This is a genomic window from Streptomyces sp. OR43 (genome assembly GCF_008042275.1).
Taxonomy (GTDB): Bacteria; Actinomycetota; Actinomycetes; order Streptomycetales; family Streptomycetaceae; genus Streptomyces.
This window is the reverse complement of the sequence record NZ_RDBK01000041.1, coordinates 1-19,150: the sequence shown is the minus strand read 5'-3', so window position 1 is coordinate 19,150 and position 19,150 is coordinate 1. Positions and strand designations below refer to the sequence as shown.

General features: G+C 72.8%; 18 protein-coding genes and 1 riboswitch. Of the genes, 4 read left to right on the top strand and 14 right to left on the bottom strand.

Features of this window, described 5'->3' with window-relative positions; genetic code table 11:
- Positions 1-367 precede the first annotated feature (367 nt).
- Positions 368-625 carry a hypothetical protein gene (locus tag EAO72_RS18015; RefSeq protein WP_261991550.1) on the top strand — a complete coding sequence of 86 codons (258 nt, stop codon included), beginning with the start codon at positions 368-370 and terminating at the stop codon, positions 623-625.
- Between the two features lie 7 nt (positions 626-632).
- Here EAO72_RS18015 and EAO72_RS18010 read toward each other — a convergent pair whose 3' ends face one another.
- Genes EAO72_RS18010 through EAO72_RS17995 form a run of 4 tightly spaced genes read right to left on the bottom strand, consistent with a single transcriptional unit; the run spans position 633 to position 5,467 of the window.
- Entirely contained in the window at positions 633-1,769 is a 1,137-nt protein-coding gene (locus tag EAO72_RS18010; protein ID WP_148018363.1) for an XdhC family protein, read from the bottom strand.
- Complete coding sequence (locus EAO72_RS18005) at positions 1,762-3,924, bottom strand: xanthine dehydrogenase family protein molybdopterin-binding subunit (protein ID WP_148018362.1); 2,163 nt, start codon at positions 3,922-3,924, stop codon at positions 1,762-1,764. The genes EAO72_RS18010 and EAO72_RS18005 overlap by 8 nt, the downstream gene beginning before the upstream one ends.
- Complete coding sequence (locus EAO72_RS18000; protein ID WP_148018361.1) at positions 3,921-4,913, bottom strand: FAD binding domain-containing protein; 993 nt, start codon at positions 4,911-4,913, stop codon at positions 3,921-3,923. The genes EAO72_RS18005 and EAO72_RS18000 overlap by 4 nt, the downstream gene beginning before the upstream one ends.
- The gene (locus EAO72_RS17995; protein ID WP_148018360.1) at positions 4,910-5,467 is read right to left on the bottom strand and encodes a (2Fe-2S)-binding protein; all 558 of its coding nucleotides are present in this window, start codon (positions 5,465-5,467) and stop codon (positions 4,910-4,912) included. Before EAO72_RS17995 ends, EAO72_RS18000 begins: the two co-directional genes overlap by 4 nt.
- Before the next feature lie 237 nt (positions 5,468-5,704).
- Here EAO72_RS17995 and EAO72_RS17990 point away from each other — a divergent pair, with 237 nt between their 5' ends.
- On the top strand, positions 5,705-6,298 hold the full coding sequence (locus tag EAO72_RS17990; RefSeq protein WP_261991549.1) for a TetR/AcrR family transcriptional regulator: 594 nt from the start codon (positions 5,705-5,707) through the stop codon (positions 6,296-6,298).
- Positions 6,299-6,315: 17 nt separating this feature from the next.
- Here the strand turns inward: EAO72_RS17990 and EAO72_RS17985 are convergent, their stop codons facing one another.
- The 3 genes from EAO72_RS17985 to EAO72_RS17975 all read right to left on the bottom strand — a co-directional run bounded on the left by EAO72_RS17985 (position 6,316) and on the right by EAO72_RS17975 (position 10,310).
- Positions 6,316-7,563: a vWA domain-containing protein gene (locus EAO72_RS17985; RefSeq protein ID WP_148018358.1), complete on the bottom strand. Its 1,248-nt coding sequence runs from the start codon at positions 7,561-7,563 to the stop codon at positions 6,316-6,318.
- Positions 7,560-8,825: an AAA family ATPase gene (locus EAO72_RS17980; protein ID WP_148018357.1), complete on the bottom strand. Its 1,266-nt coding sequence runs from the start codon at positions 8,823-8,825 to the stop codon at positions 7,560-7,562. Before EAO72_RS17980 ends, EAO72_RS17985 begins: the two co-directional genes overlap by 4 nt.
- A gap of 69 nt (positions 8,826-8,894) precedes the next feature.
- Entirely contained in the window at positions 8,895-10,310 is a 1,416-nt protein-coding gene (locus tag EAO72_RS17975) for a hypothetical protein (protein WP_148018356.1), read from the bottom strand.
- Between the two features lie 164 nt (positions 10,311-10,474).
- On the opposite strand from EAO72_RS17975, the gene EAO72_RS17970 reads away from it, so the two are divergent.
- Positions 10,475-11,407 carry an aminoglycoside phosphotransferase family protein gene (locus tag EAO72_RS17970; RefSeq protein ID WP_148018355.1) on the top strand — a complete coding sequence of 311 codons (933 nt, stop codon included), beginning with the start codon at positions 10,475-10,477 and terminating at the stop codon, positions 11,405-11,407.
- Positions 11,408-11,558: 151 nt separating this feature from the next.
- On the opposite strand, the gene EAO72_RS17965 is transcribed toward EAO72_RS17970, so the two are convergent.
- From EAO72_RS17965 to EAO72_RS17945, 6 genes are all read right to left on the bottom strand, one after another.
- Positions 11,559-12,680, bottom strand: a complete 1,122-nt coding sequence (locus tag EAO72_RS17965) for an LLM class flavin-dependent oxidoreductase (RefSeq protein ID WP_148018354.1) — start codon at positions 12,678-12,680, stop codon at positions 11,559-11,561.
- Complete coding sequence (locus EAO72_RS17960) at positions 12,677-14,074, bottom strand: NtaA/DmoA family FMN-dependent monooxygenase (protein ID WP_148018353.1); 1,398 nt, start codon at positions 14,072-14,074, stop codon at positions 12,677-12,679. The genes EAO72_RS17965 and EAO72_RS17960 overlap by 4 nt, the downstream gene beginning before the upstream one ends.
- An 18-nt stretch (positions 14,075-14,092) precedes the next feature.
- A complete protein-coding gene (locus tag EAO72_RS17955; RefSeq protein ID WP_148018352.1) occupies positions 14,093-15,319 on the bottom strand; it encodes an LLM class flavin-dependent oxidoreductase in 1,227 nt (408 codons plus the stop codon).
- A 73-nt stretch (positions 15,320-15,392) separates the two neighbouring features.
- Positions 15,393-15,509 (bottom strand): putative leader peptide, encoded by a 117-nt coding sequence (locus EAO72_RS43815; RefSeq protein WP_315986310.1) that lies wholly within the window; start codon positions 15,507-15,509, stop codon positions 15,393-15,395.
- A gap of 39 nt (positions 15,510-15,548) precedes the next feature.
- Positions 15,549-15,661: riboswitch (SAM riboswitch) on the bottom strand.
- Between the two features lie 119 nt (positions 15,662-15,780).
- A complete protein-coding gene (locus tag EAO72_RS44080) occupies positions 15,781-16,194 on the bottom strand; it encodes an ABC transporter permease subunit (RefSeq protein WP_410090422.1) in 414 nt (137 codons plus the stop codon).
- Positions 16,175-16,627: a flavodoxin family protein gene (locus tag EAO72_RS17945; protein WP_148018351.1), complete on the bottom strand. Its 453-nt coding sequence runs from the start codon at positions 16,625-16,627 to the stop codon at positions 16,175-16,177. The genes EAO72_RS44080 and EAO72_RS17945 overlap by 20 nt, the downstream gene beginning before the upstream one ends.
- A gap of 302 nt (positions 16,628-16,929) precedes the next feature.
- On the opposite strand from EAO72_RS17945, the gene EAO72_RS17940 reads away from it, so the two are divergent.
- Positions 16,930-18,117, top strand: coding sequence for a four-carbon acid sugar kinase family protein (locus tag EAO72_RS17940; protein ID WP_187285117.1), 1,188 nt, complete (start codon positions 16,930-16,932; stop codon positions 18,115-18,117).
- A 67-nt stretch (positions 18,118-18,184) separates the two neighbouring features.
- On the opposite strand, the gene EAO72_RS17935 is transcribed toward EAO72_RS17940, so the two are convergent.
- A complete protein-coding gene (locus EAO72_RS17935; protein WP_261991548.1) occupies positions 18,185-18,709 on the bottom strand; it encodes an NADase-type glycan-binding domain-containing protein in 525 nt (174 codons plus the stop codon).
- Positions 18,710-19,150: the final 441 nt, after the last annotated feature.

Here is a 19,150-nt window from a genome sequence, read left to right as displayed (position 1 = left end):
GGACATGGCGTGCATCACGATGCTCAGGAGGGCGCGGGCTTCGATGGGGTTGCCGCAGCATTCCTCGTGCACGTTGCCGTATTCGTCGTCGTGCCCGAGTTCGCCCTCGGGACGGCGCACGTAGTCCGTCCACAGGCGTACGGCTTCCCCGGAGCCCGCCACCGCATCCCCGTGTCCCTCCTGCCGTGCGCACTCCCGCTGCGGCCTTATCCGTTCGACACCATGCGCGAACGTGGCACGATGTGTGCCATGACAACGAACCGAAAGGCCCATGCCGCGTAGCCGGCCAGGACGCGTCCGGGCCCGTGCTCCCCGCCACCGGACGCGGGAGGCAGGGCCGGACATCGACGGCCTGTCGTCGGCCGCGATGTCCGAGATCGTCCGCCTCGAACGCACCCGCAACTATCTGGGACCCGGGGATGTCGGCGCGGCCGTACGCCTGTGGACGGACTACGTGCGCCGTCCCGAGGGCGAACTCGGGCACGACGACGAATACGGCAACGTGCACGAGGAATGCTGCGGCAACCCCATCGAAGCCCGCGCCCTCCTGAGCATCGTGATGCACGCCATGTCCCGTCGGCACGCTCGCGAACTCCGGCAGATCGTCGCCCGGCTCGACGACTGACCGTGGCCTACGACGTCCCGCCTGTGTGTGGCACGGTGTCGACGTCGTGGTGAATGGGCGTCCGCGTTCCGGTCAGCGGTGCGCCCGTTCCGCCCCGGCGCTCCGCGACGATCTCCGCCGCGATGGACAGCGCGGTCTCCTCCGGCGTGCGGGCTCCGAGGTCGAGGCCGATCGGGGAGCGGAGGCGGTCCAACTCGCTCTCGGTCAGGCCGGCTTCGCGCAGCCGCTGGTTCCGGTCCTCGTGCGTGCGCCGCGAGCCCATCGCACCGACGTACGCGACGGGCAGGCGCAGGGCCGTCTCCAGCAGCGGAATGTCGAACCTGGCGTCATGGGTGAGCACGCACAGGACGGTGCGCTCGTCGGTGGCGGCGCTCGCGAGGTACCGGTGCGGCCAGTCGACCACCACGTCGTCCGCCTCGGGAAAGCGGGCCCGGGTGGCGAAGACGGGCCGGGCGTCGCACACCGTCACATGGTGGCCGAGGAACTTGCCCGCCCGCACCAGCGCCGTGGCGAAGTCCACGGCGCCGAACACGATCATCCGGGGCGGCGGCACGCTCGACTCCACGAACAGCGTGAGGCCGCCCGGGCAGCTCGTCCCGTCCTCCGCGATCTCCACGGTGCCGGTACGGCCGCCGTCCAGCAGGGCCTTCGCCTCCGCGGCCGCCCTGCGGTCCAGGGCCGGTCGCCCGTCGAGGCTGCCCTCGTACGATCCGTCGCCCCGGACCAGCAAGGCCCGGCCGAGCAGCGCGTCCGGCCCGCGGATCACGCGGGCCAGCGCCACCGTCTCGTCGCGGCCGGCCGCCGACAAAGCCGCCCGGAACACCGGCTCCCGCGAGCGCACCGGTGCGACGAGGACGTCGATGACGCCGCCGCAGGTCAGTCCCACGGCGAAGGCGTCCTCGTCGCTGTACCCGAACCGCTCCCGCACGGTCCGGCCGTCCTGGAGTGCCTGGACGCACAGTTCGTACACGGCGCCCTCCACACAGCCGCCGGAGACCGACCCGATGACGGTGCCTTCGCTGTCGACGGCCAGGGCCGCGCCCGGGGCGCGCGGCGCACTGCCGTCGACCGCGACGACGGTGGCGACGGCGAAGTCGCGGCCCTCCTCGGACCAGCGGTGGAGGGCCGCTGCGATGTCAAGCACCCCGGGGTTCCTCCGCAGCCCGCTGACGCGCCTCTTCCGCCGCCGCGAGGACGCGGTCGGGACGGATCGGCAGATGGCGGTGGCGTACCCCGGTCGCATGCCACACCGCGTTGGCGATGGCGGCGGCGACGCCCACGATGCCGATCTCACCGACACCCTTGATCCCGACCGSGTCCTCGGGGTCGTGGTCGTCCACCCAGTCGGCCTCGATGTGCCGCACGTCGGCATGGGCGGCGACGTGGTAGCCGGCCAGGTCGGCGTTGACGTAGCCGCCGGACGCCGCGTCGCGGACCGCCTCCTCGTGCAGGGCCATGGAGAGCCCCCAGGTCATGCCGCCGACGAGCTGGCTGCGGGCGGTGAGCGGGTTGACGATGGTGCCTGCGGCGAAGATGCCGAGCAGCCTCCGTACGCGTACCTCGCCGGTGGTGACGTCCACGGCGGCTTCGGCGAACTGCGCCCCGTAGGCGTGCCGTTCCTTCTGCGCGAGGGCGCCGATCGCTTCGCTGGTGTCCGAGCGGGTGGTGATGCCTTCCGGCGGAACGGATCCGCCGAGGGCGAGGAGTCCGCGCAGTTCGTCCGCCGCCAGCCGCACCGCCCAGGCCCAGGAGCGGGTGCCCATGGAGCCGCCGGCGATCCACGCCGGGCCCAGGTCGCTGTCCCCGAGGCGTACCCGGACGCGGTCCGGTGTCACGCCCAGCGCGTCCGCGGCGACCGAGACCATCGCGGTCCTGGCCCCGGTCCCGATGTCGGCCGCGTTGATCCCCACGGTGAAGGTGCCGTCCGGGTGCGCGGTGACGGCCGCTGTGGACGCGCCCGCGCCGGCGGGGAAGGATGCCGCCGCCATGCCGGTCCCGAGGAGCCAGCGTCCCTCGCGGCGCACTCCGGGGCGGGGGTCCCGGCCCGCCCAGCCGAAGCGGCGGGCGCCTTCCTCGAAGCAGGCGAGCTGGTTGCGGCGGCTGAAGGGGAGCCCCGACACGGGACCCCTCTCCGGCTGGTTGCGCGCGCGCAGCTCGATCGGGTCCAGACCGCACTTCTCGGCCAGTTCGTCGATGGCCGATTCGAGAGCGAAGGAGCCCGGTGTCTCCCCCGGTGCCCGCATCCAGGTGGGGGTCGGCACGTCGAGCCGCACCAGTCGGTGCCCGGTGCGATGGGCGTCGGCGTCGTACATGGTGCGTCCCACGCCGGCGCTCGGCTCCACGAACTCGTGCACGGTCGACGTGAGGCTCGTCGACCGGTGGTCGAAGGCCCGCAGGCGGCCGCCGGCGTCGGATCCCAGCGTGACGCGTTGCAGGGTGGGGCTGCGGAATCCGACCAGCGAGAACATCTGACGGCGCGTCAGTACGACGCGGACGGGCCGGTGGAGCAGGGTCGTGGCCATCACGGCCGCCACCTGATGGGGGGCCAGTCCCTTCGACCCGAAGCCGCCGCCCACGTGCTCGGAGCGCACCCGGACGGACGACGGGTCGAGGGAGAAGAGCGACGCGAGTTCGCTCGCCACCCAGAAGGTGCCCTGGTTGGAGTCGAGGACATCCAGCCGGCCGCCCTCCCACCGGGCCGTCGCGGCGTGCGGCTCCATGGAGTTGTGGTGTTCCTCCGGGGTGGAGTACTCCTCGTCCACGACATGGGCGGCCTCCCGGAGCCGGGCCTCCAGGTCCCCCTTCTCCGTGTCGGCCTGCTCCATCGCAGGCCCGCCGGGCGTGTAGGCACCGGCATGCCCGGCGAAGAACCCCACGTCGTGCGGTTCCTCGTCGTAGCGCACCACCAGCGCCTCGGCGGCTGCCCGGGCCTCCTCGGACGTCTCGGCGACGACCAGCGCCACGGGCCAGCCCATGAACGGCACCCGGTCGTGCTGGAAGATCCCGACGACCGGGTTGGGCGGTCCCAGCATGCCCATGTACGCGGTGTCGACACGCGGTGCGTTCTCGTGGTGGAGCACGGCGAGCACACCGGGCATGTCCCGGACGGGCGCGTCCTCCACGGACCGGATCCGGCCGCGGGCCACGGTGGACAGCACCAGCCAGCCGTGGGCCAGTTCGGCGAAAGGGATCTCGCCGGCGTAGCGGGCCGCACCGGTGACCTTGTCCCTGCCCTCCACGCGGGTACGGGATGAGCCGACCGCTCCCGTGACGGTGGTGTTCTCGGTCGTGGTGGTCATCGGGCGGCCTCCTCGGCGAGTTCGGTGAGCACGGCCGTAACGAGGTTGCGCATCAGGGTCACCTTGTATCCGTTGTCCGCAAGGGGCTCGGCCGCCGCGAGTTCGGCGTCCGCCGCGGCGGCGAACGCCTCCGCGTCCGCGGGGCCGCCGGTCAGTGCCCGCTCGGCCGTCCGGGCCCGCCAGGGACGGGATGCCACCGCACCGAGGGCCAGGCGCACTTCACGTACGACGCCGTCCTGGACGTCGAGCGCCGCGGCGACCGAGCCGATCGCGAACGCGAACGAGGCCCGTTCACGTACCTTCCGGTAACGGGAGCGCGCGGCGACGGCGGCCGGGGGCACGGTGACACCGGTGATCAGTGCGCCGGGCGGAAGGGCCGTTTCGAGGTGCGGGGTCTCCCCCACCGGCAGATAGAAGTCGGCGACCGCCAACTCACCCGGTCCGTCGGACGTTTCGTACGAGACGACCGCGTCGAAGGCCGCCAGCGCGACCGCCATGTCCGAAGGGTGGGTCGCCACGCAGTGCTCGGAGGCGCCGAGAATCGCGTGGTTGTGGTGTTCGCCCGCCCGTGCGGGGCAACCACTCCCGGGGGTGCGCTTGTTGCACGGCTTGGCGATGTCGCCGAAGTAGCCGCAGCGGGTCCGCTGGAGCAGGTTTCCGCCGACGGTGGCCATGTTGCGCAGCTGTCCGGAGGCGCCGGCCAGGACCGCCTGCGCCAGGGCCGGGTAGTGCCGGCGTACCTCGGCATGGGCGGCGAGGTCGCTGTTGGTGACGGTCGCGCCGATGCGCAGTCCGTCGTCGGGTGTGAACGCGAGTCCGCCGAGCGGGAGTTCCTGGACGTCGACGAGCAGCGTCGGCCGTTCCACGCCGGTCTTCATCAGGTCGACGAGGTTGGTGCCGCCGCCGAGYAGGCGGGCGCCGGGGTCCTCCGCGAGCAGGGCCACGGCCCCGGACACGTCGAGGGCGCGTTCGTATCCGAATTCCCTCATGCCACCGCCTCCTCGGCGTCGTCCGCGGACACTTCCGCCGCACGCGCCACGGCCTGCACGATGGACATGTACGCGCCGCAGCGGCAGAGGTTGCCGCTCATCCGTTCGCGGATCTCCTCCGCGGTGAGAGCGGGCACCCCCGCCTCCGGCCGGATGTCGTCGGTCACCGCGCTCGGCCAGCCCGCCGCGTGTTCCTCGATCACCGCGAGTGCCGAGCAGATCTGGCCAGGGGTGCAGTAGCCGCACTGGTAGCCGTCGAGGTCGAGGAAGGCCTGCTGGACCGGATGCAGCCGGTCCCCGTCGGCGACGCCTTCGATGGTGGTGATCGCGCGCCCCTCGGCTGCGACCGCGAGTTGCAGACAGGCGACGGTCCGCCGCCCGTCGAGCAGTACCGTGCAGGCGCCGCACTGTCCCTGGTCGCAGCCCTTCTTGGTACCGGTCAGATCGAGACGCTCACGCAGGGCGTCGAGGAGGGTGGTGCGGTGGTCGACGGGCAGCGTGTACTTTTCGCCATTGATGTTCAGGGTGATGGCACTGGACGTCGATGGGGCCATGATCAGCCTTCTTTCGCATTGCTTATGCGCGTCGTACGAGACGATTTCCGGCAGCGTGCCGGGAGGGAGAGGGCGGTTCGGGTGGGGGCGTGCGACCGGGGACGCCGGTCGGTCTCATGGGCCGGATCTACCGCTACGATGGAGGTAAGCGGACACCTGTCCGCTTACCCGTCGAACCTAGCGGACAGCTGTCCGCTTAGCAAGGCCGTCACGGCCGTGTGTCCGGAAGGAGGAGTCGTGGACGACGACAAGTGCACGCCCCAGCGTCCGGACGCCCAACGCAACCGCGAGCGCATCCTGGCTGTCGCCCTCGTGGAACTGACACGGTCGGCGGACGCCCCGGTGAGCGTGATCGCGAAGAAGGCCGGTGTCGGGCAGGGAACGTTCTACCGCAACTTCCCGAACCGAGAGGCACTCGTCCTGGAGGTCTACCGCTACGAGATGCAGCAGGTCGCGGACACCGCGGCCCAGCTCCTCGCGACCCGCACCCCCGACCGGGCACTGCGGGAGTGGATGGACCGGCTGGCCCAGTACGCCATGGCCAAGGCCGGCCTGGCCGTCGCCCTGCGCGCGACCGCCAGCAGGTACGGCAGTCTGGCGCAGCTCGGCCACGGCCCGGTGACCCGCGGTGTCGCGCTCCTGCTGCACGCGAACGAGGAGGCGGGCACCATCCGCCCGGGGGTGACCCCGGACGACTTCCAGCTCGCCATCGCCGGTCTCTGGCAGCTCGACCCGCAGAGCGACTGGCAGCCGAGGGCCGCCCGCCTGTTCGACCTGGTGATGGACGGGCTGCGGGCCGGGGCACCCGGCGCGGGCGGAGCGCCGGCATAGCCCGGACTCCGTGCGGTTCACGAAGCTGCGCCCCCGATGACCACGGTGCGCGCCCAGGCGGGCGGTTCGTCGGGAACGTACTCGGATTCCTCGTCCCACCGCTGCTCACGCGGCCGGTCGAACAGACCCACCACCGTCCGGCACGGCGGCGGCGTGCCGGGCCAGGGCGTCTGCCCGTCGGTGAGGGCCACGATGACATCAGGCCGGGGCCGCGACCGGAGTGCCCCGGCGAAGCCCGAGCGCAGGTCCGTTCCGCCACCGCCGACGAGCGCGATGCCCTCGGCACGGCACAGCGGCTGGACGACCCGGGTCGCCGCGTCGCACGCCAGGACGGTGACCAGGTCCCGCCGGCCGCCCACGGCCCGGGAGATGGCGGCGACCTCCAGCAGCGCACTGCCCAGTTCGGCGTCGCTGACCGAGCCCGAGGTGTCGACGACCACCCCGACGCGCGGCGGCCTGCGCCGCAGGCTCGGCAGCACGACACCGGGCACGCCCGCCGAACGCCGGGCCGGGCGGCCGTACGTGTAGTCCTCGCCGGCCCCCGTGCCCGACACCGCGGACCGGAGCGCCGCCCCCAGCAACTGCCGCCATGGCTGGGGCGGGTGGAACGCCTCCTGTGCCCACCGTTTCCACCCCTTCGAGACGTTCCCCGGCCGGCCGACGATGCCCTGGGCCACCCGGAAGCGCACCGCGTCCCGCTCCTGTGCGCTGAGACCGTGGGCGCCGTCCGGCCCCAGGTCCCACTCCCGTTCCAGCCCGTCGGCGCCGCTGCCGCAGTCCAGCCAGGCCAGGTGCTGGGTACGCGGTCCGAGCCGGAACTGGCGCAGGTAGTCCTCCATGAGTTCCCCCTCGGGCAGTTCGAGGTGCCGGGGCTCCACCGCCCCCGCCGGCCGCACGAGTCCGTCTCCGAACACGTCGTCGTTGATCTCGCAGTCGGCGGCGATGTTCATCCGAAGCCGCTCCGCCGGACCGGCCGGCCCGTGCTCCCGTACGAACCGGTCGCCGCGCCCGTGGTGGTCGCGCAGGAGGTGCGACACCTCGTGGACCCACACACCGGCGAGTTCCTCCACCGGTGTCCGGTCCACGAAACCGGGAGAGGCGTAGCAACGCCAGTGCCGGTCGACGGCCATGGTCGGGACCCGGGGCGACTCCACGAGGTGCACGGCGAACAGCGCGGTCGCCAGGTAGGGACGGGCCCGGGCCGCCTGCAACCGGGCGGCGTAGAGCTTGCCGAGGTCCAGGGCCCTCGCTTCGCCCGGGGTCACCGGCGGGCCTTGGTCGCGATCGCCGCACGGGCCGCAGCCTGCTCAGCGCGCCGCGAGAGCGACACGGTTCCGGCGAGCGCCTCGATCGACTCCGGCACCTCCCAGTCCTGCTGCCGCAGCGCGGCGAGGGTCGTGGCGGGGACGACGACCAGGTCGGGGGCGCCCGTCTCCAGTGCCCGGGCGAGCACGGCCCAGGCCGCGTCCCAGCGGGCCTTCTCCGGAGTCCGGCGGACCGCCGCCACCACCCCGTCGAGTACGGCCTGGCGCAGATCCCCCCGCTGGGGCAGCGCGGCGCCTGCCGGGTCGGCGAGCAGGTCCTCCGGGTCCGGCAGGTCCATCCGGTCCAGGCTCGCCAGCAACTCCAGCCCGGGACCGTCCCCCACCGCGCCTCTGACGAGCAGGGACAGCGCGTCGCGCGAGGCGTCGGCCGCAGTGGCGAACGCGATCAGACGCAGCGTCATCTCCCAGCTGCGCGGGGAGGGCCATGCCCCGCCCCGGCGCGTCTCCCCGCTGGGCAGCCGGTGCACGAGTGCGGGGCGCGCGGACAGCAGTCCGCACACCGCGCGGCGGGCGAAGTCCACGGCCTCCGTGAACCGTTCGGGCGCGAGCCTCGGCAGGGTGGCCCGCGGCCACGTCCCGCTCAGTCCGCGCACCACGACCTCATGGTCATGGGCCCACTGGAGGTGCACGAACCGATTGGCGAGGGGAGGGCTGAGCTCCCATCCGTCGGCCGCCGACGAGCGCGGGTTGGCGGCTGCCACGATCCGCACACCCGGCGGGAGCTGGAGCGCGCCGATCCGTCGCTCCAGTACGAGACGGAGCAGAGCGGCCTGCACGGCGGGCGGCGCTGTGGACAGTTCGTCGAGGAACAACAGCCCACGGCCTGCCCGCACCAGGCGCACCGCCCAGTCCGGCGGCGCCATCGGGACGCCCTGTTCCGCGGGATCGTCACCGACGATGGGCAGGCCCGAGAAGTCGGACGGCTCGTGCACGCTGGCGATCACCGTGGTGAGCGGGAGGTCCAGCGACTCGGCGAGCTGGGTGAGGGCGGCGCTCTTGCCGATCCCCGGCTCGCCCCACAGCAGGACGGGCAGGTCGGCGGCGACGGCCATGGCGAGGGCTTCGAGCTGGATGTCGGGGCGCGGTTCGGTGGTGGTGTCGCGCAGGAGGGCCATCAGCTCCCCGGCGATGTCCAGTGGCGACGCGGGAGCGGGGTCGTCGTGGTGGGTACGGATGGGCGCGGGCAGGGTGCGTGTGGGCATGGTGGTCACCTGAGGGGTCTCGGTACGGAGGGGAGCAAAGCTGGGGGCGCGGGGCGAAGGGGCCCCGGATCAGCGGACGGTGGCGAGGCGCGGACGCCGGTACGGGTGGCGGCCCCGGGAGCGCCGGTGCTCCGGAAGGGGGTGGCGGGGACCGGATCCGGCGAGGTCTGCCCGGAACAGTCCGTAGTCGATGCGCCGGCGGGCCGCGGTTTCCAGCTCGTCCCGCAGTGGGCCGCCGCGCAGGACGGCTCCGGGACCCAGCAGCCCTTCGACGACGGCCAGCGCACCTTCGATGTCGCCGTGGTCCAGGCGCTCCCGGACACCGGTGAGGCAGTCAGGGCGGCGGTGAGCCTCGTCGATGGCCTGGAGGCAGGGCATCGGCGTCCCGGTCAGGGCGGCCAGAAGCTCCTCGCGGCGGAGTTCGGCCGGGTCGTGGTCGAGCGGGACCAGCACCCCGCCGACGAGCCCGATCCGGTGCCGCGCTCCTCGGCACGCCACGAGGCGGGGCTGTCCGGCCCCGTCGGGGACGGGTGCGGGCCCCGTCGGCACATACTCCGGAATCAGTGCCCGGGCGACCAGGGGGTGCAGCCGGTCGGCCTCGATCGCCCCGCTGCGGACCAGTTCCAGGTCGGGCAGTGCCCAGACGGCCGCGTCGGGCAGGACCGGCAGGACGCGTCCGGCGGTGTCCGGGGACGCCTGCGCGATCCGCAGTGCGGGCGGATCCGCCCCGTCCCCGTGCGCGCCCTGTTCGAGGAGCAGCCGGTGCCGGCCCCCGAACCGCACGACGAGCGGACCGGCGGACCGGGCCTCGGCCCGCAGCAGCAGGACCGCCTCGGCCGCCCACCGCCCGGTGGCGCAACGCCGGCCCGGCGGTATCAGGGCCCGCACGCGCGGGTCCACGCCGGCACCGTCATCGGCGTCGTCCGGCGGGCGGTCTGCCCCGCACCGGATGCGCAGTTCGTCCGTCACGCGGGCATCCCACAGATGGCGATGGAGGTCGAGGCGGAAGCGCCGGCTGGGGCGGGGATGCGGATGGCGGCGGGCGTCCGCGTCGGAGCGGGAGCCGTCCCACACCGCGAGGCTGATCCGCTGGCCGGCGTCGGCCCATGCCGGCGGGGTCCTGACCACGAGATGCAGGGGGTCATGGCTGCCCGGCTCCCCGGTTTCGTACCGGGCCAGAGCCATCGTCAGGCCCGGGCGCAGCAGCCCGTGCGGAGCGATTCTCGGAAGGTTCCAGCGCAGCAGGTCCGGCACCAGCCGGCGCAGGTCGGCCCGTACCCGGGTGGCGAGTTCCCGGCCGTGCGTGTGCGCCAGGGTACTGAGTCGGAGATCGACGTCAATGCCCGCGGCAGCGCACGCTCCGGCCCAGTCGCCGACGCGGCGGCGGGCGGTCGCGGTCTCGATCGTGGAGGGCGGCACGGCGAACTCGCGTACGCGCAGCCAGAAGGTGAGGAAGGGATCCGTATGGGCGTTCTCAGTGAGCATCAGCACTCACCTTGCGCGGACGGGTCCCCCAATCGGTGATCGGTGTGTGTCGTCATCGCGGGAGAGCCTAGCGACCCGCTCGCGCGCCCGCCAGGAGATTTCGCGTGCACCTTCCGCACCCGGCGCTCGGACCATCGTGCGGCGTGGGCGCATAGGGTGCCGGAATGATCGCAGTTCCGGAGGCCTTCGCACGAGGCACCATCGAGCGCGAGGGCGCGAAAGGATCCGCCTGGATCGCCGAACTGCCTTTGGTCGTGGATGAGTTGATGGGGCGCTGGGAGTGCGTTCCGGATGGGTATGTCATGCACGGAGGGGTCGGTGTCGTCGTCCCGGTACGACGGCACGGCGCGGCCGACGCCGTGCTGAAGGTGTCGTTCCCGCACCCGGGCAACGTCCACGAGCCGGATGCCTTTGCCGCATGGGGCGGGCGGGGGGCCGTGCACTTGTACGCGCGCGACGACGCGCGCTTCGCGATGCTGCTGGAACGGGTAGGGGCGCCGGACCTCGGAGAGGACGAGGACGAGGACGAGGTCGTGCGGGTGGCGGGACTGATCAGCCGGCGGCTGGCCGTTCCCGCGCCGCCCGGTCTACCCCTGCTGCGGGACCGGGCCGGGGCATGGGAGGGAGCACTGCGCAGGGACGCCGAGGAGTTGGCTCACCCGCTGTCGCGGCACGTGATCGACGCCGCCGTGGCGACCGTCCGTGAACTCGGCGCCGCTCAGCCGGACCTCCTCATCCACGGCGACCTCCACGCCAGGAACATCCTGCGCGCAGACCGCGAGCCATGGCTGGCCGTCGATCCCAAGGGGTACGTGGGCGACCCCGCGTACGACGGCGGCAATCTCCTGAAGACGCGGGCGCCGGCACTCCTGGGGAGCGGCGATCTGCGTCGGGCCGTCGACCGGACACTGGACGTCTTCACCGAGGCCGCGGAGCTCGACCGCGAGCGCACCCGACGCTGGGCTCAACTCCACGCGGTTCAGGCGGCCTTCTGGGGCCGACGGCACGGCTTCCGCAGAGCGCGCACCGGCCCGCGACGGGACCGGCTGACAGAGTTCGCGGACAGCCTGGCGCACGCGCTCACCGATCGGCCCTGAGCACACGACGGGCGCGGAACGGCACCGGTCCGCCCGACAGCCGCCTGCGGCGGCCCCGCCGGTGCCCTCCCGCCATGCCCCCCGTCCGGCGCGGGACTGCGTTCGGACGCCCGCACGGGGACGCGCCTCACCTCGTCGGCCGGCTCGCTCCTCAGCCGGCCGACGAGACGGAGGCGGCTGCGGGCACCGGCACGGTCGCTCCCGCCGCAGAGGGCCCCGCGAGAACCGGGGCCCAGGCGAACGGCGGGTCCGGGATGTCTCGTCGCAGTACCGGGGCGACGTCCGACTGGAAGAGTTCCAGGGAGTCCCGGTGCTGTGCGTCGGTGAGGCCGCCTGCGTCGGCGTGCAGGTGCAGGACCGTGTGCCCGAACTGCTCGTGGTAGCGGTGCACCTTCTCGATGACCTGCTGGGGGCTGCCGATCAGCGCCGAGCTGCGCTCGACGAAGTCCTCCAGGGTCGGGAACACCGGCTCGACGCCCAGCTGCTTCTGAAACGCGAGATGGCCCTCGAACACCGGCCGGTAGGCGGCGATGGCCTCCTGCGAGGTGCGGGCCGTGTGGTGACCGGCCGTCCCCGCGCCGACCACCGCCAAGGCCGGGTCGTGGCCGTGGTGCTCCCACCGCTCGCGGTAGTGCCGGATCAGTTCGGCGTACGGCTCGATCGCGTGGGTGACGTTCGCCGAGAAGAGCGGGTCACCGTAGCGTGCGGCGAGGTCGACCGACTCCCGGCTCGTGGCGCTGCCGTGCCACACCCGGACGGGCCGCTGGAGCGGCCTCGGCCACACCTCCGCCTCGGTCAGCTCGGGACGGAAGCGCGGTGAGGCGGTGACCTTGTCCTGGCGCCAGAGCCGGCGGAACAGCTCATAGCCCTCAGCGTTGCGGTCCCACTGGTCCTCGGGCGTGACCTGGAACAGCTCGCGCTGTGCCGTCCCGTTGCCCTTGCCGATGATGAGGTCGAGGCGCCCGCCGGACAGATGGTCGAGCGTGGCGTAGTCCTCGTACGCGCGCACCGGGTCGAGCAGGCTGAGGGTGGTGACGGCGGTGAACAGCCGGATGCGGGAGGTGAGCGCGGCGACATGGCTGAGCACGACGGGCGGCGAGGAGGAGATGAACGGCCTCTCGTGCCGTTCGCCGACGCCGAAGCCGTCGAAGCCCAGCTCCTCCGCGAGCAGCGCGTTGTCGATCACCTCCCGGAACCGTTCGGAGGTCGGTTTCCGGACGCCGGTCACCGGGTCCGGGGCGTGGATGATCAGAGTGATGGCCAGGAACTTCATGACGCCACCGGTTCGGCCGCGCCGTCGTCGGGGTGAGCCAGGCCGAGGTGGTCGCGCAGCGTCGTGCCCTCGTACTCCGTACGGAACACACCCCGTTCCTGAAGGATCGGGACCACGGTGTCGGCGAACACGTCCAGTCCGCCGGGCGTGATGTGCGGGACCAGGATGAAGCCGTCGGCGGCGTCCGCCTGGACGAAGTCGTTGATGGTCGACGCGACGGTGCCCGGTGAGCCGACGAAGGCCTGACGGTTGCCGGTCTCGATGACGAGGTCGCGGATCGACCAGTTCTTCGCGGCCGCGAGCTCCCGCCACTCCCGGGCGGTGGCCAGCGGATCGCGGTACATGCGTACCTGTGCGCGGCCGCGGGCGATCGTGTGTTCGCCGAGGTCCGGGTCGATGTCGGGAAGCGGTCCTTCGGGGTCGTACGAGGACAGGTCGCGGTTCCAGACGAACTCGAGGTGCTTGATCGCGGTGGCGCCGCTGACCTGCTGCCGGCGTACCTCGCGGGCCAGTTCCTGCGCCTCGGCGTCCGTGTCGCCGAGGACGAAGGTCGCGGCGGGCAGGATGAGCAGCTGATCGCGGCTGCGGCCGTGGCGGGCGAGCCGGCCCTTGACGTCCGTGTAGAACGCCTGCCCCTCCTTCAGGGTGCTGTAGCGGCTGAAGATCGCGTCGGCGCCCTGTGCCGCGAACTCGCGTCCGTCGTCGGAGTCACCGGCCTGGAAGATCACCGGGCGGCCCTGGGGGCTGCGCGGGACGTTGAACTGCCCCTCGATGTCGAAGTGCTGTCCCTTGTGCGCGAAGGATCCGGCCCGGGCGTCCCGGAGGAAGGTGCCGGCTCCCTGATCGGCGACGATCTCGTCGCCCCGCCATGAGTCGAACAGTTCGTTGGCCGTGGCGAGGAACTCCTTGGCCCGGGAGTACCGCTCCTCCTGCGGAAGGAACCCGCCGCGCCGGAAGTTCTCGCCCGTGAAGGCGTCCCACGAGGTGACGACGTTCCACGCCGCGCGCCCGCCCGAGAGGTGGTCGAGGCTGGCGAACTGACGGGCCACCTCGTAGGGCTCGTTGAACGTGGAGTTGATCGTGCCGGTGAGGCCCAGGTGTTCGGTGACGGCGGCCAGGGCGGACAGGACGGTGAAGGTGTCGGGGCGCCCCACGACATCCAAGTCGTATATCTTACCGCCCTGTTCGCGGAGCCGGAGCCCTTCGGCGAGGAACAGGAAGTCGAACTTGGCGCGTTCGGCGGTGCGCGCGAAGTGGGCGAACGAGCTGAACTCGACGTGGCTTCCTGCCGCGGGATCGCTCCATACGGTGGTGTTGTTCACGCCCGGGAAGTGGGCGGCGAGATGGATCTGCTTGAGCGGCTTGCCGTTGCCGGCGCCGTTGTCGGTGCTCATATCGGTGGTCCCTCCGGCTCAGACGGCGGCGTAGCGGTTGGCGGGGCGGGCGAGTCCGAGCAGCCCGCGCAGGGTGTCGGCCTCGTAGGCGGTCCGGAAGGCGCCGCGGCGCTGCAGTTCGGGTACGAGTTCACGGGTGATCGCCGGGAGGTCGTGGGCGGTCGCCGCGGGGCGCAGCCGGAATCCGGTGAGCCCGGCGCGCTGCCATTCCAGGAGCAGGTCCGCCAGGTGCGCGGGTGTGCCGGTGAAGACCTTCGCGTCACTGGTGTACGGATATCCCGCAAGGCCGTCGAGACGGTCCCGGCGGGCTGCTGCGGCTCCGGGATCGTCGTCGAGGAAGACGACGAGGTCCCCGAAGACGTGGAGGGGATCCGCCGCGCGCGCCGCGGCTGCCTGTTCCGCACGGATCTCTTCGATGATGGTGCGGGCCTGGCCGGCGTCGTGCGGAGTGACATAGCCGATGTCCGTGGAGCGGGCCACCAGTTGGAAGGGCACGCTTTGGTGGGCCAGAGCGCTGACGACCGGCTGTCCCTGCGGGGGCCGGGGCGTGATAGAGGGGCCCTTGACGCTGAAGTGCCGTCCCTCGAAGTCGATGTAGTGCAGCTTGTCGCGGTCGATGAAGCGGCCGGTGGCGACGTCGCGTATCTCCGCGCCGTCCTCCCAGCTGTCCCAGAGACGGCGCACCGCCTCGACGTAGTCGGCGGCCTCCTCGAAGAGTTCGGCGGTCAGGTCGCGGACGGCCGGCGTGCCCAGGTCCTCGATGTCGAAGTGCGGGAACGTGCGGCGGCCGAAGTGGGCGGCTTCGTTCTGCCGGGCCGACACCTGGATGCGCAGACCGGCCCGGCCGGTGCTCACGTAGTCGAGCGTGGCGATCGCCTTGGAGAGGTGGAACGGCTCCGTGTGCGTGGCGACCACGGTGGGGACGAGCCCGATGTGCCGGGTCAGCGGGGCCACGCGAGCGGCGATGAGTACCGCGTCGAGGCGCCCGCGCTCCTGGTCGGTGCGGCCGTCGGGCTCGCCGAACCGCGAGGACTGGAGCCCGAGCGCGTCCTCGATCGTCACGAAGTCGAGCAGGCCGCGTTCGGCCTCTCGGACGGTGTCGGTCCAGTACGCGGCGGTGAGCAGTTCCCCGGGACGGGCCTCCGGCTCGCGCCACGCGGCCGGGTGCCAGCCCGCGCCGTTGAGCGCGACGGCGAGGTGCAGGGGGGCGGACAGGGGAGGATGCGGGGATGACGATGCGGACACGACGGGGTGCCTTCCTGATCGACCGTGGGTGATCGCCGGGCCTCGTCGGGAGGTTCGGCGTCGCGGGTACGGGTCAGGAACAACAGAGCGCGCCGGCCACGCGCTGGAGGTCGATGTGGGGCCGGGTGTAGAGGTGGACGCGGCGGCGGGGGGCGAGCACCCTGACGAGCGGGCAGGTCACCGGTGGCATGACCGTCGCCTCCACTCTTCCGGCTCGGCGGGCCCGGAGGCCTCGCGTTTGCGGAACCCGGACGGGCCCCGCCTGGTCGTCACCTGGAGCACCCCGTCGCGCAGGAGGGTTGCCGCTCAGCAAGCCAGGGCTTGACGCTGACACTCATGACCTGCACGGAACGCTACGCGCGCCGGGCTCGCCGCGCAATGCCCGGCGGATCATGGCCGTACACGCCATGCTGCGAACGACAACAACGCGGCTGCGCCGTCTGTTCCGTCCACCCGCCTTGTCAGGGCCGAGAGTTCATGGGGCGGACACAGTCCGGCCCACGGCGTTGCCGGCATCCCCTGTTCATCCCGGACGGGACGGATCCGAGCACCGGGGCGTACCGAGCGGGGCCGGCCGGCCGGAACCGCGGCCGGTGAACAGGCCGGCCCCGCCGATGACGGCGGCGAGGACGTTCATCAGCAGATTTCCCGCCGCCAGAGGTCTGGCTCGCCGTCTGGATCTGTCCGGCGAGGAAACGGCCCACGACTGCCGCCAGGGCACCGGCGGTCGAGAAGACGGTCATCCGGACGAACGGCACCCCGATGCCGGCGCGTCGCGCCCCTTCAAAGTCGCCGCCGACCGCGAGGACCTTCCGGCCGTACGCGGTGCGGCGGAGGCCGTGAAGAGCCCGCGGGTCAGTCCGCCAGGCCGGCAGCCAGGGTCGCCCCCAGTTCCCAGCACGCCTCGGTGTCCGCCTTGGCGATCTCTCCCGTGACTTTCACGGCGTCCGCCGCACGGCGCCATCCCAGCCCCGTCGTGATCGACTCGATGGCCCGCACGGCACCGGTGACATCGTTTCCACCGTGCACGTAGTACCCGAAGGGACGGCCCCGGGTCGTGTCCAGGCAGGGATAGTAGACCTGGTCGAAGAAGTGCTTGAGAGCGCCGGACATGTAGCCGAGGTTCGCCGGGGTGCCGAGCAGCACACCGTCGGCGGCGAGGACGTCGGACGCCGTCGCGGCGAGCGCCGCGCGCCGGACGACCTCGACCCCCTCGATCTCATCCGTCGTCGCACCGGAGACGACGGCTTCGAACAGCGCCTGGCAGTTCGGCGAGGGCGTGTGATGGACGATCAGCAAAGTAGCCACACCCGGAACCCTGCAGGGACCGCCGCGCTGCCGCAAGCGAGCGGCGCCCGGCGCGCCGGGCGCCGCTCACCCGGAGCCGGCGTCCGCCGGATCGGGCCGGCTGTCCAGCCAGTTCTTCCGACGGCTCCGCGGCCGTGCGAACGCGGCACCGGATCCTGCCACCGCGGCACGAAAGGTCAGGTGGAAGCGCTCGATGGTGATTCCCTCACCGGACCTGTGAGCACTCAGCGTTTGTCCTGCGTCCACGATGTCGTCGACTATGGGTTCCTTCACGGATGACCGGCTCGACGGAGAGGTGCGGCATGACATCCGGCCAGGACGCCCGCCAGGGCATCGGCATCCTCGCGGACGACCTCACCAGTGCCGGGGACGGGGCCGCCCCGTTCCGCCGGACCGGCCACGAGGCACGGATCCTCCTGTCCGCGCCGGCGGCGGAACTCCCGCCCGTCGCCGGGGTGACCGCGGTCGATCTGGGGACCCGGCTGCTGGACGAGGAAGCCGCCGCCGCACGTACGGGCCGGGCCGCCCGCCGGTTCGCCGGCAACGAACTGCTGTTCAAAACGGTGGATTCGACCCTGCGCGGCCATGTCGCGGCAGAGGCCCGGGCGGCATGGGCGGGATCGCGACGCCGGGCCGTCGTCATCGCTCCCGCCTTTCCCGCGGAGGGCAGGGTGACGGTCGAGGCGGTCCAGTACGTGCGGGGCGTACCGGTCCACGAGAGCGACTTCGCCCGCGACCCCGTTCATCCGGTGCGGTGCTCCGACCTCATGACGGTGTTCCCGGACGCCGTCGCGGTCGGACCGGACCGGGCGGCGGAGCTGCCCGGCCTGATCCGCCGGGGCGCTCTGGTCGTCTGCTCCGCCGCGACGGACGGCGACCTCGACCGCCTGGTCTCGGTGGTCCCCCGCCTCGACGACGTCCTGTGGGTCGGATCGCCCGGGCTGGCGGCCGCCCTGGCCCGACGGTGCGCACGCGTCGACGGACCGGTCGCGCCCGCACCGGCACCGGCACGCCGACCGCTCGTCGTCGTCGGCAGCGCCCATCCGGCGACCCGGCGACAGCTGGCCGCGCTCCGCGCCCGGGCCGACGTCCAGGGGGTCACCGTCGGCGACGATCCCACCCCGGCGGCGGAGGCGCTGCGCGCCCTGACCGCCCCCGTTCTCACCGTGCAGACACCCGATGAACGCCATGCGCCGCACATCGCGCGCGCCCTCGCCCGCTCCCTGGCGTCAGTCGTACGGACACTGGCCGGGGAGCATCTGGTCGACGCACTCGTCGTCACCGGCGGAGAGACGGCCGCCGCCGTCTTCCAGGCCCTCGGCATCGACGGGATCGACCTGCTCGACGAGCCCGAACCCGGCGTCGCCCGGGGGACCCCGATCGGCCCGTCGTCCCTCCCCGTCCTGATCAAGGCGGGCGGCTTCGGCGACGACGAGACGCTGCTCCGGCTGTGCGGGCCGGTCCTGCAGCCGCTCAGTACCCGCCTCTGAAGGGCGGTCCCGACCCGACGGCCGGCGCAGCGGGGCCCCGGACCGTCGTCCGGACTTCAGGGGCGTGTCAGGACCGGTGTCCGAAGAACTCGACCTCCGCGACGGCCACCCGGCGCCCCTTGCCCGTGCCGTACGCGGAGTCGACCGTGAGCCGCACGGCGACCGTGTCCGATCCCCGTATGTCGAACGTCTGCTGGCCCGGCTCGTCGGCCAGCCGGACCGTCTTGCTGCTCTCCTTGCCGTCCTTCGAGGTCAGCACCACGGTGATGCGGGCCGGCCTGGCCTGCGTGAGGAATTCGTCCTTCCGCGCCGAAGTCCCGGAGAAGATCACCATCTTCAGCAGCCTGACCGGCTGCGTGAACGAGCAGTCCAGGTGCGCGCCGGTTCCGTCACCGCTCTCCCGCGGGGCCCAATACCGGTTGTTGAATCCGTCGAAGGCCGCCGCCGCCGGATGTCCCGGAGCGGAGCCGGAGCTGCGGAACGCGGACGGCTCCACCGCCTCCGGGGCCCCCGTCTCCTCCTTGGCGAGGCCGAGCAGGCCGGACAGGTGCGGCAGCGCGAACCAGATCCCGGCCGCCAGCAGAAGCAGCACGAACGGCAGCGCGAACCTCGGTCTGCGCCGTCCGCGCCGTGGCCGCGTCCCCGCGGCACGGCTCTTCCCCGGCCTCCGCCGAAGAATCCGGCGCCACCATGGCGGGCGGAGGGCGGGGGGCGGCCCCGGGTCGAGGAGCAGGGCGCACCGGACGCAGAGGGTGCGTTCCGGGGCGTTCTCCGCGCGGCAGTTGGGGCACACCACCGGAGCGCCCGCGTCCGGCCCCGGCGGGGTCGGGGCCGGGGCCTCCGGACCGGGTGCCCAGGCGTCGGGGCCGGGGGCCGGCCCGTCCGGAACCTCTCCGGGACGCCGGGGAGCCGCCGCTGCCGACTGCGCCCGGGGAGCCGGTGCGGTGGGCAGTGCGGTGGGCGGTGCGGTGAGCGGTGCCGTGGGCTGTGCGATGGGCGGTGCGGTGGGCGGTGTGMTGGGCATGCGTACAGG

Bases quoted from the DNA above. Each gene is read 5' to 3' on its own strand.
- EAO72_RS18015 (WP_261991550.1), top strand. From the start codon at position 368: ATGTCCGAGATCGTCCGCCTCGAACGCACCCGCAACTATCTGGGACCC.
- EAO72_RS17995 (WP_148018360.1), bottom strand. From the start codon at position 5,467: ATGGCCCCATCGACGTCCAGTGCCATCACCCTGAACATCAATGGCGAA.
- EAO72_RS17980 (WP_148018357.1), bottom strand. From the start codon at position 8,825: ATGCCCACACGCACCCTGCCCGCGCCCATCCGTACCCACCACGACGAC.
- EAO72_RS17975 (WP_148018356.1), bottom strand. From the start codon at position 10,310: ATGCTCACTGAGAACGCCCATACGGATCCCTTCCTCACCTTCTGGCTG.
- EAO72_RS17970 (WP_148018355.1), top strand. From the start codon at position 10,475: ATGATCGCAGTTCCGGAGGCCTTCGCACGAGGCACCATCGAGCGCGAG.
- EAO72_RS17965 (WP_148018354.1), bottom strand. From the start codon at position 12,680: ATGAAGTTCCTGGCCATCACTCTGATCATCCACGCCCCGGACCCGGTG.
- EAO72_RS17960 (WP_148018353.1), bottom strand. From the start codon at position 14,074: ATGAGCACCGACAACGGCGCCGGCAACGGCAAGCCGCTCAAGCAGATC.
- EAO72_RS43815 (WP_315986310.1), bottom strand. From the start codon at position 15,509: ATGCCACCGGTGACCTGCCCGCTCGTCAGGGTGCTCGCCCCCCGCCGC.
- EAO72_RS17940 (WP_187285117.1), top strand. From the start codon at position 16,930: ATGACATCCGGCCAGGACGCCCGCCAGGGCATCGGCATCCTCGCGGAC.